Below are 15,690 nucleotides of genomic sequence, written 5' to 3' on the forward strand. Positions count from 1 at the left end.
GCTATTCACATTTCCTACTATTGATTGCAGTTTTGAGCTGGTCCTTTACTCCCCTTCTACCTGAAACTCAAAATCGGTAAAGGCGGCTTCGGGCATTTCTTCGTAGACGGCAATGTCGGTAATGTCACGCTCGCCTCTTTCGCCGGAGAGGAGGATGTCGCCGTAGCGCTGGTAATCTTCCCAGGGGGTGATGAAGTTGGGGGTATCGGCAGAGGCATGGCGATAGAAGGCCCACTGCTTTACGAGCTTATCCTGCGGGTCGATATAAACCTTGTATTTATTTTCCGGTGTAAAGCCTACCTCCTCGAACTGGAGCTCTACCACCTCGGCCGGTGCACCGCTTTGCATACTATCCTTACCGGCATAGGTAAGGGTAACGCCGGAATCTTTCAATTTAAAAGGCATGAACAACCAGTAGCTGTCATTTACCCATATCTGCTTGCCTCGCTCTACATATTTGGCCACTGAATCCGGATGGGAGATTTCTTCGCCATAGCGCATAATACGGCCGGTATCGGCCTGCATATCAATCAGGTAAACAGTAAAATCGTTAGGTACTTCAATCCGCACGCGTCCCGTCTTCTTATCCCATAACAGCTCTCTGGCCCCAAAGAAGTTCCAGCTGAGATAGCGGGTATTGTCCCATGCGGGGCGGCCGCCCATTGCCTGCATTACACTATCGGCCAGGGCGATGGCCTTTTCATCAGATGCTTCAGCATTGAAACCTTCGGCGGCAGGATTTTCCACCACTTCTACCGGCTCTTCATCGACCTCCAGGGCCTTGTCGGCTTTTTCCTGGCAGGCTGCCAGACTAAGACAGGCCAGGAAAATAATTGAAAACTTCTTCATATCCGTAAGCTACAAAAAATTTTAACTACTGTTGAAGGGAGGTTTTGATTAAAAAGGAGCAACATCGCCAAGAGTAGCTCCTTTATCATTCTTGTTTTATTTGCCGGATGCCAGGGCCTCTTCGATACGCGGAATGGTGGCCGGATCGCTGGGGCGCGACATACTGGAATCGATGAGTTTACCTTCCTGGTCAATTAATACATAGCGCGGAATCGCCTGCACCACATAGTCCTGTGCAGTTTGGCTGCCCCAGCCCTGGGAGTAGAGATGGATGCCTTCTATAGCCTGTTTTTCCACCATTTCCCGCCAGCTGTTTTCATCATCGTCTATGGAAATATAGACAAAGGCTACATTCGGATTATCTTTGAAGTGCTCTTTCATTTTTTTAGCCGCGGGCATTTCGCCCAGGCAGGGGCGGCACCAGCTGGCCCAGAAGTCCACATATACCACTTTACCTTTCAGCTCTTCGAGCGACATTTCACCGCCTTCCAGGGTAGCCAGCTTAAAATTAGGAGCAGGTTTGCCAGCCATTAAATGCTCCTGCCGCTTGTATACCTCCTGCAGGCTTTCCTTGTATTCAGGGGCAGCATCGCCGGCAATAAACTGCTGATAGGCATCGGCATAAGAATCCAGCCCATCATAACTCATTCCTTCGAATAAGAGCTTATGACGAAAATATTCCAGCACCTCTCCCTTTAGTTCCTGTCCGGCAAAAGTATACAGGCCATTGATATATTCCTTTCCTTGTGGTTGCTTCTCCACTCCCTCAAGCTTTCTGCTGTAGCGGTCGCGCACCTTTCGGTACATATACTGCTGGTAGGCGGGCAGAGCCAAGGCAGATGGTTCCATCAGTGGCAATTGCTGCTCATACGCCTGATAAGCAGCCGGTAAAGCCGGAGATTCTTCCAGCCCGTTAAAATAGGCATGGGCAGAGGGGTATGACAGCAGCTCACCTCCCCATTCATAAGCTATCTGCTGCTTCATATTCTTATAAAATTCTTCAGAAACTTTGCCTTTATAGGTTTCCAGAAAAGCTAGTCGCGCCTTCCTGCGGGCATCGGCCGCTTCTTTGAATGCTTCAGGATCTAAAGATTTCATTTGTTCCCGCACAGGACTGGGATCCTCGAATTTGAGGAAGTGCGCTGCCATAAAATTATTGGCTGCGGCGCCATCTCCGCTGTATTTCAGCGATTCGTCGAACTGCTCCGGATTCAGGCTCAGACTGAAATCTTTACCAGGCTCCAGGTATACCGTACTTATTTCGCGGCCATGGCGAAAAGTGGCAAAGGTTGGCTCTTTCAACTCAACTTCTATGGCAAAGGAGCCGGAGGCATCGAGCGTATCGATTAAGTTTTCTCTGTTTAAAGAGGGTAGCAGGGGGTTAGGCACCAGCAGCACGGCTGTTGGGCCGGCTGGCTTGCTAATGGTGCCGGTAACGGTAAGGCCTTCCTGGGCAATTACATAGGTTGCCACCATCAGCAGGAAGATGGAAAAGATTGTTTTTTTCATGGCAGTCGCATCTGTTAAAAAAATGAAAGTTCATCTGGGTACAATCTAATGAATATAGAAAACAGATAAAAGCCACTGGTCAAAGATTATAACTGTCCATAAAAAAAGAGGCCATCCCTGCCTGGATAGCCTCTCCTGCATGCACTAATTTCAGTAAACTTATTTCCCGGCCTGCAGCAGGGCAAACTCTTTGGCAAAATAAGTAAGTATAATGTTGGCCCCTGCCCGTTTAATACTCAGAAGCGTCTCCAACATAATTCTATCGCCATCGAGCCAGCCATTCCGGGCAGCGGCCTTGATCATGGAGTATTCGCCACTCACATTATAGGCAGCAATAGGCAGCTCGTAGTTGTCTCTTAAAAGCTTAATTACATCCAGGTAAGCCAGCGCTGGTTTCACCATTAAAAAATCGGCTCCCTCGGCCACATCCAAATCTGCTTCCACCAGTGCTTCGCGCTGGTTGGCCGGGTCCATCTGGTAAGTTTTTTTATCGCCGGATTTTGGAGCCGAGCCCAGGGCATCGCGGAAGGGCCCGTAATAGGCGCTGGCATACTTGGCGGTATAGCTCATAATACTTACCTCCTGAAAACCTTCATCGTCAAGCGCTTCCCGTATGGCTTCTACCCGCCCGTCCATCATATCGCTGGGGCCAATGATGTCGGCACCGGCACGAGCCTGCGCTACGGCCATTTTCGCCAGCACTTCCAGGGTTTCGTCGTTGAGGATTTTGCCATCACGCACAATGCCGTCATGCCCTTCGGAGCTGTAAGGATCCATGGCGACATCCGTCATGATACAGGCCTCGGGAAACTCCTGCTTAATCCGCCGAAGGGTACTCAGGTATAATCCGTTTTCATTGGTGGCCTCAATGGCCAGGGGATCTTTAACACTCTCCGGCAGGCGGGGGAAAAGGTCGAAGGTGCGGATACCTAATTTCAGGCACTCCTCCATTTCTTTTAAAAGCAGGTCGGCGCTGTAGCGATAAATACCTGGCATGGAGCTGATGGACTCTTTTTCATTTTTGCCATCAATCAAAAAAACAGGAAAGATAAGGTCGTTAACATGGAGGCGGGTCTCCTCGACCATCCCTCGAATGGCGGCCGATTTGCGATTCCTTCTGGGTCTTCTGAGCATATAAACTACGGTTAAATTCTTCGCTTTTGCACGTCAAAGGTAAGGCAAAATCGGGCAGCCGAAAAGCAGACGGGACAGGAAAATGAAGAAGGTGCCAGCTAGTATTCTTCTTTATCTAAAGGAGAATATTTGAGAAAGAGCATATGAGCAAAAAGAGTAGGAGCTTTTTCTTTTACCCGTCCTTTTCCAACCTAAACGTTTGCTGCCCTTTTTTCACTCAGCTCCTCTATGAGGAAGGGCTTTAAACTTTGGGAAATCCCCTGTTCAATTACTGCCGGATCTTCCACCCCTTCTACAGCCTCATTTTCTCCAAGGAAAAATCCATAGTATAAAAGAACTATCACCCCCACTACCAGAAGGCCAATAAGTACATACTTCCAGGTTGATTTTCCATTACTATCTTTCTCTACTTCTATTTTTGCCATAACATTTTTGGTTAGTGTAAACAGCAGAGACAGCCAGTTCTGCCCCGGTTCTTTTTAATTTAGTAACAGGGCATGGGTTAGAAGGTTTTTCTTCTCACCTACACGAGCAGGTTCCTGTTTAACTTGAAGGGGACCCCATAAAACTTTCGGCCAATGCTGGTGAGCACTTGCCGAAAGTAATTTGAACCATATGTCGAAGCTGACAAGGGATTCTTATTTAGGTTATTAAAAAGTGGGTGCACTCATTAATCATGCCCTTCCACTTTTACTAATTTGTTGTAGAGCCCTAATATTAAAAAAGAAGGTGCCCACTGGCCAACAAACAGCGCAGTCTTGTCTTTACCCATTATTTTTAAAGTTAAAGATGCCGCCATAGAACCTAAGGATGCCCAGAGGTATACATCGGAAGGTATTTTGGCCGTCTGGTGTTCAATAGCAGTCGCTACTTTTCCTTCATTATGTTCTGTGTTATAACTTACTGCGGGTCTGTCTTTAAAATCTGTTGTTCTTTCCATGATTGCATTTAAATTAGTTTGAAAAATTTATTTCTCTATCTGTCAATCTGAACGCAGGGTTTTAACAAATGTTCGGAAAATTCACCTCTCTTTCATGCTAAAAATATAAAATTATTTCACTGATATACAGAACGTTAAGCAGGAACCGCTCTAAAAGCAAAAGCGGGAAAGGCCTGAGCGGAAACCAGGATAATAATGGAGCTATATCGAAGAAACAACTGACGCGGGCTTCCCTTATCGGCCAAAAAGCTTGAATGGCATATGCAGCTTAACCTGAAAATTTCGAAGGGTTTAGACCCAGGACAGCCATCTCCTATCCTGAACCAGAAATACAGGTAATTGCTCTACGTCCATCAGCATTAGAAAAGAAGGAACAGGGGGCTCTTTACTATTATTTTCTGTTTCCAAACAGCCGGCCTACTTTAAAAGCGCCAGCCATGGCAAAAGGAATTTCGGCCTCTGCCTGTATTACTTTAGAGCGCGCTTCCTGTACCCTTGCCACCATCTCCTGTTCCAGCGCTACGCCCATTGATCGCCTTTCTTCAGCTTTGGCTTTAGCAATCCGCAAATCCGCATTGGCCTGGTCGATCTTCAGCTCGGCTCCAATATTTTTCCCGATGTCCATATCGGAAATATCGATAGAAAGGATTTCGAAAGCTGTACCTGCATCCAGACCATTCTCCAGCACTTGCTGAGAAATTTTATTCGGGTTTTCAAGCACCACCTGGTAGCCGCCTGCCATACCGATAGTGGAAATAATCCCCTGCCCTACACGGGCCATAATAGTGTCTTCGCCAGCGCCGCCCACCAGCCGCTGTAGATTGGCCCGCACCGTTACCCTCACTACCGCCACCAGTTGTATACCATCGACCGAAACACCGGTTATGGCCGGCACTACAATTACATAGGGAGTTACGGAAACCTGTACGGCCTGGAGCACATCCCTCCCGGCAAGGTCGATGGCCGTAGCCTGCTTAAAGTGGAGATTGAGATTGGCTTTATCCGCTACAATAAGTGCTTTGATTACCGCCCTTACATTTCCACCCGCAAGGTAATGGGCCTCCAGCTGGTCAGTGGATATCTCTTTTATGCCTGCTTTAGTTGCCAGAATCATGGATTGCACAATAAGCCCCGGCGGCACCCGGCGGATACGCATAAAAATAAGCTTGCTAAGCGCAACCTGCACCCCTGAAAAGCGGGCGGTAATCCAGAGGTTCAGCGGGATAAAGTACAAAAAGACCAGTAAGGCCAGCAGTATGGCTGCCAGGAGAATGATGGTGCTGTATTCAGCCATTTAGAATAATTAAAAAAGTAGAAGGGCGCTGATAGAAACAGGTACAGGCGAATACTTTTAGCTGTGCCTTTTTTTGCCAGTACCAACCCTGCAAAGCAGAAGTGCTTTAAAGGGTTGGTAATGACATTAAAGCCCCATTCCTGTAGTGCCTGATGGAAAATACCCGGAGATTAATCTCTTTTCGCTGCTTTCTTCGCCTTTTTATCGGCACGTTTCTCTTTCAGGCTTTTCATGGCTTCCTTCTTATTTTCTTTTATTGTGCTTTTTTCTTTTGACATTTCCGTAGTGGGTTAGTGTTAGGAAATATACATTAAATACGTGGACAAACGTTCAATCAGGCAAAATAAAAATGCGAGTTACTCCCAGGAAAACATGCAACTCAAAAGACCGGAAAAGGACAGCCCTGTAGCACTCTCTGGTTTCACTAAAAAAGGAGCCAGGAGAAATCCTTATCTAAAGCCGGTTTTTTACGTAATTAAACCTGATACTCATAAAGAAGAATTTTTCACCGGAGATAAAATATGATATGCAGCAACGTGAACTTACAGACCAGAATGGCACCCGCTGGACCTGCGTACAAGCGTATGGAGGGCCAGGGAGTGAAGAAGCAGAAGAGGCTGATCGAATGGCAACAGACAAAAATAATAAAGTAGCGGTCGTCTGCACCCCCACGGGCGGAGCAAAAAGTGTACGCCTCCGGCTGGAGGAAACCTGGATAAACGATACCTCCGAGGAAGAACTCCTGCAGAAAATAAAGGCCGCTTCTGGTTAACCCTAACTATTACCGTGGAGGTATTTCTAGCTACTCCTCCCAAAAACCGAAGAGCCGGACACTCTTCAGCGTCCGGCTTCCCTCTATAATTTTAAACTATGCCTTACTTCAGCTGGTGCAAAGCTTCCCGCAGCCTGGGCAGGGCCGCCTGTATGGATTCCAGCGAAGCTCCCCCCACCGACATCCTGAACCAGGGCGACAGTTCACTGGTACCAAATGCACCAAATGGCACGATGGCCAATTTCGCCTCCTGAATCAGATAGCTGGTAATATCCTTATTAGTCCGGAGTTCCTTTCCATCCGGGGTGGTTTTGCCAAGCACATCAATACGGGCCGTCAGGTAAATCGCCCCCATGGGAATAATGGCATCGACTGGTAAGCCACTCCTCTTCAGCTCCTTCAGCCCGTGAAAGAGGGTGTCCAAACTCCGCTGCACCTTTTCTTTAAAGCCTTTAGTAAAAGCATCGACCGCTTTTCCATCCTGCAGAAAGGTGGCCACCGCCAGCTGCTCCGCCTTGGGTGCCCATGCCCCTATGTGGCCAAGGATAGACTTCATTTTGTCAATGACAGTGGTCGGGCCAAAGGCATATCCTACCCGTACACCTGTTGCCGCAAAACATTTCGATATTCCGTCGATATAAATTACATAATCGCGCAGCTCCGGCCGCAGGTTTACCGGATCGAAGTGCCGGGTATTTCCAAAAGTGAGCATCCAGTAAATCTGGTCGTACATAATGTACAGCGGCTTTTCATCGGCTGAGCGGGATTTATTTTCCTCAATTACGAGATCGCAGATAGCAGCCAGATCTTCTTTGCTAAAAACCGTACCTGTAGGGTTAAGTGGCGAACAGAGCGCAAGCAAGGTTGCTCCTTTCAAATGAGGCGCTATATCCGCCGCAGTCGGCATAAAGTTGTTTTCCGGCCGGGTTTCGACCATTACCGGCCGGGCGCCAGACAAGTGGCAGTAATGGTTGTTGTTCCATGAAGGCACCGGAAACACTACCGTATCGTCCGGGTCGATGAGCGCCAGGTAAGTGGCATATATGAGTGGCCGGGAGCCGCCAGCTATCAGCAAATCATTGGCAGGATAGTCCAGCCCCAGCCGCTCCTTTAAAAAAGCGGCGGCTGACTGCCTTAGCTCAGCTACCCCATTGGCCGGCGGATAGTTCGTATGGCCTGCCTGGTAAGCCTTGCCTATTTCCGTCGTAAGCCCGGCCGGAATGGGATACAAAGCAGGGTCGAAATCGCCAATCGTAAGGTTACAGATCTTTTCTCCCCTGCGGATCATATCATTGACCTCATTCCCAATTTTTATTATTTCTGAGCCAATAAGGCTGGCGGCCATTTTAGAGACAATCATGAAGCAAAATTTTTATAAACATAGCTGCTCTTCTGTTCAAATACAATAGCCTTATAAGCTTACTTGTACAGAAATAAAAAGGATGAAAACAGCGATTTCAGGAGCTGCCTGCGCCAACTCCTTTTACCTGCTCCATTTATTCTGTTTTGTACCAGAAAGTGGCAACTTCCGGATGGCTCCGCAGAAAATAATGCCTTCCGCTTACTGTAACTTTCACAAAAAACTTGCAGCCCTGCAATCAGCAACAACTAAACATGTGCTTACAAAAAGTTTACAGAATAACTAGAAAGGCCCGTTTGCTAGTGCCATAAAGCCAGAAAAACTAACATGATTTGCCGGAGGCATCAAAAAGCGCATTTGCTTGATTAACAAAAGAAAGCCCTAGTTTAGTGAAAAGATGAAAAACAGCGCTTATGAAAAAAGTATTCAAAAAAGTGTTTAAACCCTTCCTGCCTTCTTACGAGGTAATCTGCACCACTTACCAGGTAATTCCTGGTTTGCCTGTCAGCAAAAAGCTCTCGACCCAGTATTTCAACAGGGGTGAATCAAGCGAGGCCAAAGCGTTTTATGGCAAAGTGATTAGTTCAGAATTTACCCGTAACCTGGCGCCGGTAGAGGTCCACCTGAAAATGGCCGGCATTACCATTAAAAAGACACAAATTGGTCCTGTCGCAGAGCTGAAGCAGTTCCGCATGGTTGGTTAAATATTACCAGAATATTGAGTAAATAATCTAAGAGCCCCTTCTCAGGGGCTCTTCTTATTCCCCGCCTTTTTCCCTTCCAATGACAGCAAAAGGCCTTACTTTTCAAAAGCAGGATATTCCCATCCTGAGGAGCATTCATTTAGTTTTTATTTCATAAAGTGCGCTACTTTTCTAAATTTGTTCTTTTAGACTTTTAAAACGCATTTTTATGTTTCCATCTATAGATCCCACCACCACTAAAGCGGTAGAAAAGCTCGATGAGCATTATGAGCAGATAAAGGATACCCACCTGAGAAAAATGTTTGCCCATGATCACGACCGCTTTAAGCGGCTCAGCCTGCGCTTTGAGGATATTCTCCTCGATTATTCAAAAAACCGGATTACCGACAAAACCATGCACCTGTTGGTGGATCTGGCAAAAGAATGTAAGCTGGGAGATGCCATTTCGGCCATGTTTGGGGGCGAAAAAATTAATTTTACCGAAGGGCGCTCAGTGCTGCATGTCGCCTTACGGAACCAGTCCGGCTCGCCTGTGCTGGTCGATGGAAAGGATGTGATGCCTGATGTAAAGCGGGTACTGGCACAAATGAAAGACTTTTCTGATGCCCTCATTAAAGGCGAATGGAAAGGATATACCGGCAAAGCCATCGATACCATTGTAAATATTGGCATTGGCGGCTCCGACCTTGGTCCGGTGATGGTAACGGAGGCCCTGAAACCCTACCAGAAGCCCCACATGAAGGCCTATTTTGTTTCCAATGTCGATGGCACCCACATTGCTGAAACGCTTAAAAAGTTGAATCCGGAGACAACCCTTTTTATGATTGCCTCCAAAACCTTTACCACACAGGAAACCATGACCAACGCCCACACGGCCCGCAGCTGGTTTCTGGAACAGGCTAAAGACGAGGAGCATATTAAAAAGCATTTCGTAGCTATTTCGACCAATGCCAAAGGAGTAGCTGACTTTGGTATCGACACCAAAAATATGTTTGAGTTCTGGGACTGGGTAGGTGGCCGCTATTCGCTCTGGTCGGCTATTGGCCTTTCCATTGCCTGCACACTTGGTTTCGAAAACTTTAAGGCACTACTCGAAGGAGCCCATGCCATGGACCAGCATTTTGAACAGGCTCCGCTGGAGAAAAACATGCCGGTAATCCTGGCCCTGCTCGGCATCTGGTACAACAATTTATTTGGTGCCGAATCGCACGCACTGCTTCCCTACGACCAGTATATGCACCGCTTTGCTGCTTATTTCCAGCAGGGCGATATGGAAAGTAATGGAAAATCGGTCGATAGAAACGGAAAACCAGTAAGCTACCAGACCGGCCCCATCATCTGGGGGGAACCGGGCACCAATGGGCAGCATGCTTTTTACCAGCTCATCCACCAGGGCACCAAGCTAATACCCTGCGACTTTCTTGCCCCAGCTATCAGCCACAATCCTATCGGCGACCATCATCCAAAACTGCTGGCAAACTTCTTTGCCCAGACCGAAGCCCTGATGAACGGCAAAACAGAAGAAGAGGTAGTAGCGGAAATGAAGGCCCAGGGGGCGTCGGAAGAAGAAATCAACAGCTTAAAAGCATTTAAAGTCTTTGAAGGCAACCGCCCGACCAACTCCATCTTGTTTAAAAAGCTTGACCCCCGCACCCTCGGCAGCCTGATTGCGATGTACGAACATAAAATTTTCGTACAGGGCATCATCTGGAACATATATAGCTTCGACCAGTGGGGAGTGGAGCTGGGCAAACAGCTGGCCAAAAAGATTTTGCCGGAGCTCCAGAATGAAGAAGATGTGCAGACACACGATAGCTCTACCAACGGCCTTATTAATCAGTATAAAGCTTTCAGGAGCCAGCCCTGATTGAAGGTTCCTCCACCCTGCCAAAAAAGAAAGCAGTGTGGAGGAACACCTTCAGAAAATATTATTTAGGCTCAGCCATTTAGCCTGAATTTCATTAAAGATTTGCTGCAGTCCTCCAACTGGCCTTCTGAAAAGGCTGTAATGAATGCTAAAGGATGATGATAGATAAACTGGCCTGGATAGAAATCAGGGACTACCGGATTTTAAGTAGCCGGAGCCGCGGTAAAGATACCTGGTACCTACCGGGAGGTAAGCGGGAGCCCGGCGAAAGCGATGAACAAACCCTGGTCCGGGAGATACGGGAAGAGTTAGGAGTAGCGTTATTAAGCTCCACTCTAACTTTTGAAGGCAACTTTCAGGCCCAGGCCCACGGGCATCCCGAAGGAGTAATAGTGAAGATGAAATGTTACTCCGCCTCCTACAAGGGAACCATTAAAGCCAGTTCGGAAATAGAAGAAGTAGCCTGGCTTACCTATGCAGACAGAAATAAAATATCGCCGGTAGATAAAATTATCTTTGACCGGCTAAAGGAAAAGGGCAGAATTAAGTAAAACTTCTTTAAAACCGTTACACCGATGCCCTTCCTGGAAATTAGTAAATTGCCTCCGGAGAAAAAGTGTAGAATCCGTAAGACTATGGCTGCTATTGTAGAGGATTTTGTCCGACCTCTAACCTTTCAATAATCAAATGCCAAAGATAACAGCCTCTAAAATTTAGGAATGAGCGAGCAGTACAGCAGGCAGAAACAAGCCAGGATATTAAGAATCTTCAGAAAGATCCACCGCACCACCGGGGCGCTGCTGTTTGTTTTTTTCTTTTTTATTTCTGTTACCGGCCTCCTCTTAGGCTGGAAAAAGCACAGCGGAGGCGCTATTCTGCCCAAGTCCTATACCGGCACCTCCACAGACCTGAAGGACTGGCTCCCCCTGGAAAGCCTCCACCAGCAGGCAGTTATTATCCTCCACGACTCTATTTCTTCCAGCTTATCTCCTGAACTGGAACGGATTGATGTTCGAAAGGATAAAGGCATGGTAAAGTTTGTGTTTGTCGACCACTTTTGGGGAGTACAGCTCGATGGCGCTACCGGAGAATTGTTGCATATTGAACGGCGCCGCTCCGATTTTATCGAAAATATCCACGACGGCTCCATTCTGGATTATTATTTTGAGACAGAAGGGGAGTGGATAAAACTAACCTACACCACCATAATGGGCCTGGCCCTGCTTACCTTTACCGTTACCGGCTTCTGGCTATGGTACGGACCTAAAATGATGCGCCGAAGCCGGTAAACTACAGACAGAGCAAGACGTCCTCTTAATCCTCCTCCTGCTATTCAAAAAAAGCACAGAATTCTTACATATACTACGCTCCTTGACATTTGCCTCCTATCTTACGGATCTTAAACGGAAACTTTTCTTAGCCTACTCTCTCCATGAAAAAAGTTGTTTTACTTCCGACTGTACTTCTCCTCTTCAACACCTTTAACCTTCCTGCTCAAAATCTCTTCAGTCAGTTAAAAACCAGTAATAAAAACCTCTACAGCCCTTCCGGAAAAGCCAGCAGGGATGGCTGTTACAGCCTTGCATTTTACCATAACGATTCCCGTAACTTTTACACCTTCGACCCCGATGGAAACATTATTACATCCCTTACCCAAACTTTTCCCGGGAAAGAGTACCATCAAAAGCCGGTAGGTGTAAAAGAAATACCCGATGCTTTCATTTATTATTTCCACAATGCAGTTGATAACAACCGGCTGGAGGCTTACCGTCTTGGAAAGAAAGAGCATGAGTCAAGCTTTGGCTATTTTGAACTGGCCGAAAGCCGGAAAGAGAAGCTCCTGCACACCATTGAGGACAGAGAAGAACTATACTTTCTGCTAATGAATAAACAGGAGCAGAAGCTGATTCTGGTAAGAGTACTGGACGAAAAGAATGTCGAGCGAAAGGAATTTCCACTTTCAGAAGATGTTTTCGATTTGATGCGAAAATCAGACTTTGTGCAGGTGTACAGCGGCCGGGAAAACAACTTCTTAGAGCTGGAGCTGGAAAAAGCCTACCTCACTAACAAGCAAACACTCGTACTTACCAGGGAAATGGAAGAAAGTGCCCATGGTGTACCCGCCGGTTTTACCGCTATCCTTACTCTTGATTTCGAGAGAGGCCATTCATCCTTCCAGGCCTTGCCTCCGGCATTTGCAGAAACAAATTTCAAGACCAACACTTTTATTCTGAAAGACCGGCTTTACAAAATTAGCGGCAACAAGAATTTTATCGACCTCAGCATTTATCACTTCCCTTCCCTGAATAAGCTGGAAAGCTTTAACTACAACAGTAACCAGGAAATAGGACTGATGGGAAGAGGACTCAGCTTCAGAAAAAGCGATGATTTGCCCATACTGATAGAAAAGGAGAAAACCCGCAAAATTTTGCGCAAGCTGCAAAAAGGCACTCTGGCAGTTTATGCCAAACCGCTAAAACAAAATGCTGTTGCGCTCCGCCTTGGTTCCTTCCGCGAGCTTTCCGGCGGTGGGTATGGTGGTGGCATGATGATGCCCATGGGTGGTGGCTCCATTTCCACTCCTATGGGCTCCGTGAGCGCACCGTTCTCTTTCTCGCCTGTTTATTTTGGAACAGGTAAAAGCAGCACCGCTGAGTATTATTTTGATGTTTTACTGAACGAACAGCTTGAGGTAAAGGGCCACACAGCCCCGCGTGCCCTGCAGGAAAAAGAAGAAGAGGCCATAGAGCACCTGGATTCCCGCAGAAATAATTATTTACTAAGCCTGCCCGTTTCTTATACCAGAGGGTTGATGGTGTTCCACGATAAAAAAGAAGAACAGCTAAATATTTACCAGCTGGGATACCACAGTAGCGCGATGCCGGCAACGGAACAGCCAGCCGCAGGCTTCTGATTCAAAAGATTATTTGTTGCCAGCGCTGATATTTGACATGAATTAATTGCTTTAATAGACAAAATGTACTTTTCTGTTACTGCAAAAGAGCTTACATTTGCCAAACCGAATTCCCTGCAGCCAGGCAGAGGGGTGTAACTTGTACTTTATCTAATTTTTTCATGAGCCGAATTAAAATTACCAGCTTCGAAGACTTTGAACAATATGTAGGTACTGAAATGGGTATAACTGACTACCTCACCATTACCCAGGAACAAATCAATAAGTTTGCCGATGCTACCCTCGACCATCAGTGGATTCACCTGGACCAGGAACGGGCAAAAACTGAATCGCCGTTCAAAAATACCATTGCGCATGGCTACCTTACAGTCTCACTTCTTCCTTACTTCTGGGAGCAGGTAGTAGAGATTGACAATGTGAAAATGCAGGTAAACTACGAAATAGAAAGCCTGCGCTTTAACCAGGCTGTGGTTGTAGGAAGCCAGGTACGCCTGCGGGTAACTTTATTGTCCTTAAAAAACCTGCGCGGAATTACCAAGGCCCAGCTACAGGTAAAAATGGAAATAAAGGATTGCAAAAAGCCGGCTTATGAAGGAGTAATTACCTTCCTTTATCATTTCAACTAAACTCCTCCAACTGGAAGGGTTTCCTTCCGGAAAAAAGACAGCATACAAAATAGCACGTAAAAGGCTGCTACCCCTGTAAGGAAGACTTTTTCCCTTACAGATAAAAGCCAACGGCAGCTTACGGCTTTCAGGAGCAGAAGCACAGGCGCATAAGACCTGCGTATTAGGAATAAAATTACTGGTTTCGGCACATATGTAAGCTAGCTCCTGTTAATTTCATCATTAAAACCTCTCCGGGCCGGGAAAGGTGTTCTTCATCATTCCCGGCCCGGGTGAAACACCTGGTACCTTCCAAAAAATGATCTGTTTAGCTGCGAACTCCTCCAACGAAAGGCAATGGCAGCAACATCCGGCTATAGTGAGCCCCTTAAGTTATACCTTAAGTTATACCAAAACCTTATTTTTCTTCCCGGCTCTGAAATTACTTCTTCCCCCAGCCGTAAGCTACTCTTTCTAACGGGCGGTGGAGGCAAAATCTCAACTTCCTTCGCCTCCTCCTCACCCAAGATAAACTCTCCAGGGAGCAACTGCTTTTTCAATTGTTTCTTCTAAAGTCAGATAATTTCAGAAGCCCATTCATTGAAAGATCTTCATCATTTTTCCTTCTCTTTCCTCTGTTCGGCCCTATCAACAGGATATTTTCTTTTACAAGTACTTCAAACAAACCTTTTTCCTTACATACTCCGGCTCCTGCTGTAAGGTAGCAAAACAGCTTATGCGCCCATCCTGCCTCTAATTTTAATAGATTTACCTGCTATGTTCTTTCGAATGAGCACTCCCAAATCCTCAGCGCCAATAGCTTCGGGAGTATTTGCTTTTTCATTAGCCAGTAATCTATGACAAAAAATTTTACGTCTCTCTTCCGTACCGCCTTTGGGCTTATGCTTTTCTGCCTGCTTCAATTGCTTCTTTCTCAGCCACTGTATGCGCAGTGCAGCGATGAAACGCCTGTTTATGAGGTAGACCTTAGGGGTCAGCCAAACGGTAGCTGGACCTCTCCGGACGTTAATCGTGATGGAACCTGCTGCTCGGCTCCCTCTAACCAGCAATGCGTGGAATTTAATATTACGCTGGACCCCCTCTCCGGAGGCTTGCAGTTCGATATTACTTCGGGCCCCGTTCCTTCCGGTGTAATGACTTACCAGGTAGACTGTGGCCCCAGCATAGCTGTTGGAGACTCACTTTGTGTCGATGGTCCGGGCCCTCACCAGCTCTCCATCTGTATGCCGGGCGGCGCCAAGAATACCTTTACCATTCGCTCTATCGCGGCCTACACCCCCGTAGCCGATGCGGCAGTTACGGAAGGTTGCTCCCAGCTTATTGAAGCCCCCATTGCTTTTGACCCGGCTACTGTAGTCTGGAATGACATTACCGGCGGCGGAGCATACAACAAATACCTCAGCTGCACTTCGGGCTGTAGCAGTACTACCGTTACCCCTGATAGCAACCCTCCTCCTTTCGTCGACTATACCATTTGCGGCAATTCCCAAACCGCTGTCTGTTCCAGTATCCCGTACTGCGATACCGTGCGGGTATATTTTTACCCACCCATTGAAGTCGCCATTTCTCCAAAACCTGCACTTATATGCCCCGGTAGCAGCAAGGTAGAGCTTAGCAGTACTATTACAGGCGGCAGTGGTTCTTATAATTAACCTGAACTCGGGAATTGATTCTACGAATAGAGGGTCAAATACTTTAAATTCAGCATGATATAAAAAACA

The 15,690-nt window shown here is 46.9% G+C and carries 15 protein-coding genes; 8 read left to right on the forward strand and 7 right to left on the reverse strand.

The window, feature by feature from the left end; genetic code table 11:
• Positions 1-45: 45 nt before the first annotated feature.
• From F752_RS0121065 to floA, 6 genes are all read right to left on the reverse strand, one after another.
• Positions 46-849 carry a hypothetical protein gene (locus F752_RS0121065; RefSeq protein ID WP_017733733.1) on the reverse strand — a complete coding sequence of 268 codons (804 nt, stop codon included), beginning with the start codon at positions 847-849 and terminating at the stop codon, positions 46-48.
• A 96-nt stretch (positions 850-945) separates the two neighbouring features.
• Positions 946-2,358, reverse strand: coding sequence for a TlpA family protein disulfide reductase (locus F752_RS0121070; protein ID WP_017733734.1), 1,413 nt, complete (start codon positions 2,356-2,358; stop codon positions 946-948).
• Between the two features lie 159 nt (positions 2,359-2,517).
• A complete protein-coding gene (gene hemB / locus F752_RS0121075) occupies positions 2,518-3,492 on the reverse strand; it encodes a porphobilinogen synthase (protein WP_040665007.1) in 975 nt (324 codons plus the stop codon).
• 191 nt (positions 3,493-3,683) lie between these two features.
• Positions 3,684-3,917: a hypothetical protein gene (locus F752_RS0121080; RefSeq protein ID WP_017733736.1), complete on the reverse strand. Its 234-nt coding sequence runs from the start codon at positions 3,915-3,917 to the stop codon at positions 3,684-3,686.
• 245 nt (positions 3,918-4,162) lie between these two features.
• Entirely contained in the window at positions 4,163-4,432 is a 270-nt protein-coding gene (locus F752_RS0121085) for a hypothetical protein (protein ID WP_017733737.1), read from the reverse strand.
• 391 nt (positions 4,433-4,823) lie between these two features.
• A complete protein-coding gene (gene floA / locus F752_RS0121090) occupies positions 4,824-5,726 on the reverse strand; it encodes a flotillin-like protein FloA (RefSeq protein WP_017733738.1) in 903 nt (300 codons plus the stop codon).
• 526 nt (positions 5,727-6,252) lie between these two features.
• Here floA and F752_RS0121105 point away from each other — a divergent pair.
• Positions 6,253-6,498 (forward strand): hypothetical protein, encoded by a 246-nt coding sequence (locus F752_RS0121105; RefSeq protein WP_017733741.1) that lies wholly within the window; start codon positions 6,253-6,255, stop codon positions 6,496-6,498.
• A 103-nt stretch (positions 6,499-6,601) separates the two neighbouring features.
• On the opposite strand, the gene F752_RS0121110 is transcribed toward F752_RS0121105, so the two are convergent.
• Positions 6,602-7,858, reverse strand: a complete 1,257-nt coding sequence (locus tag F752_RS0121110) for a pyridoxal phosphate-dependent aminotransferase (protein WP_017733742.1) — start codon at positions 7,856-7,858, stop codon at positions 6,602-6,604.
• A 413-nt stretch (positions 7,859-8,271) separates the two neighbouring features.
• On the opposite strand from F752_RS0121110, the gene F752_RS0121120 reads away from it, so the two are divergent.
• The 7 genes from F752_RS0121120 to F752_RS0121165 all read left to right on the forward strand — a co-directional run bounded on the left by F752_RS0121120 (position 8,272) and on the right by F752_RS0121165 (position 15,621).
• Positions 8,272-8,562 carry a hypothetical protein gene (locus F752_RS0121120; protein ID WP_017733744.1) on the forward strand — a complete coding sequence of 97 codons (291 nt, stop codon included), beginning with the start codon at positions 8,272-8,274 and terminating at the stop codon, positions 8,560-8,562.
• 208 nt (positions 8,563-8,770) lie between these two features.
• Complete coding sequence (gene pgi / locus F752_RS0121125; protein WP_017733745.1) at positions 8,771-10,429, forward strand: glucose-6-phosphate isomerase; 1,659 nt, start codon at positions 8,771-8,773, stop codon at positions 10,427-10,429.
• Between the two features lie 155 nt (positions 10,430-10,584).
• Complete coding sequence (locus F752_RS0121130) at positions 10,585-10,980, forward strand: NUDIX hydrolase (RefSeq protein WP_201766076.1); 396 nt, start codon at positions 10,585-10,587, stop codon at positions 10,978-10,980.
• Between the two features lie 168 nt (positions 10,981-11,148).
• Positions 11,149-11,718 carry a PepSY-associated TM helix domain-containing protein gene (locus tag F752_RS0121135; protein WP_017733747.1) on the forward strand — a complete coding sequence of 190 codons (570 nt, stop codon included), beginning with the start codon at positions 11,149-11,151 and terminating at the stop codon, positions 11,716-11,718.
• Between the two features lie 143 nt (positions 11,719-11,861).
• Complete coding sequence (locus F752_RS0121140; RefSeq protein ID WP_017733748.1) at positions 11,862-13,343, forward strand: hypothetical protein; 1,482 nt, start codon at positions 11,862-11,864, stop codon at positions 13,341-13,343.
• Positions 13,344-13,504: 161 nt separating this feature from the next.
• Complete coding sequence (locus F752_RS0121145; RefSeq protein ID WP_017733749.1) at positions 13,505-13,969, forward strand: MaoC family dehydratase; 465 nt, start codon at positions 13,505-13,507, stop codon at positions 13,967-13,969.
• An 836-nt stretch (positions 13,970-14,805) separates the two neighbouring features.
• A complete protein-coding gene (locus F752_RS0121165; RefSeq protein WP_152425244.1) occupies positions 14,806-15,621 on the forward strand; it encodes a hypothetical protein in 816 nt (271 codons plus the stop codon).
• The last annotated feature ends 69 nt before the right edge of the window (positions 15,622-15,690 follow it).

The sequence above is a fragment of the Nafulsella turpanensis ZLM-10 genome (assembly GCF_000346615.1).
GTDB classification, from domain to species: domain Bacteria; phylum Bacteroidota; class Bacteroidia; order Cytophagales; family Cyclobacteriaceae; genus Nafulsella; species Nafulsella turpanensis.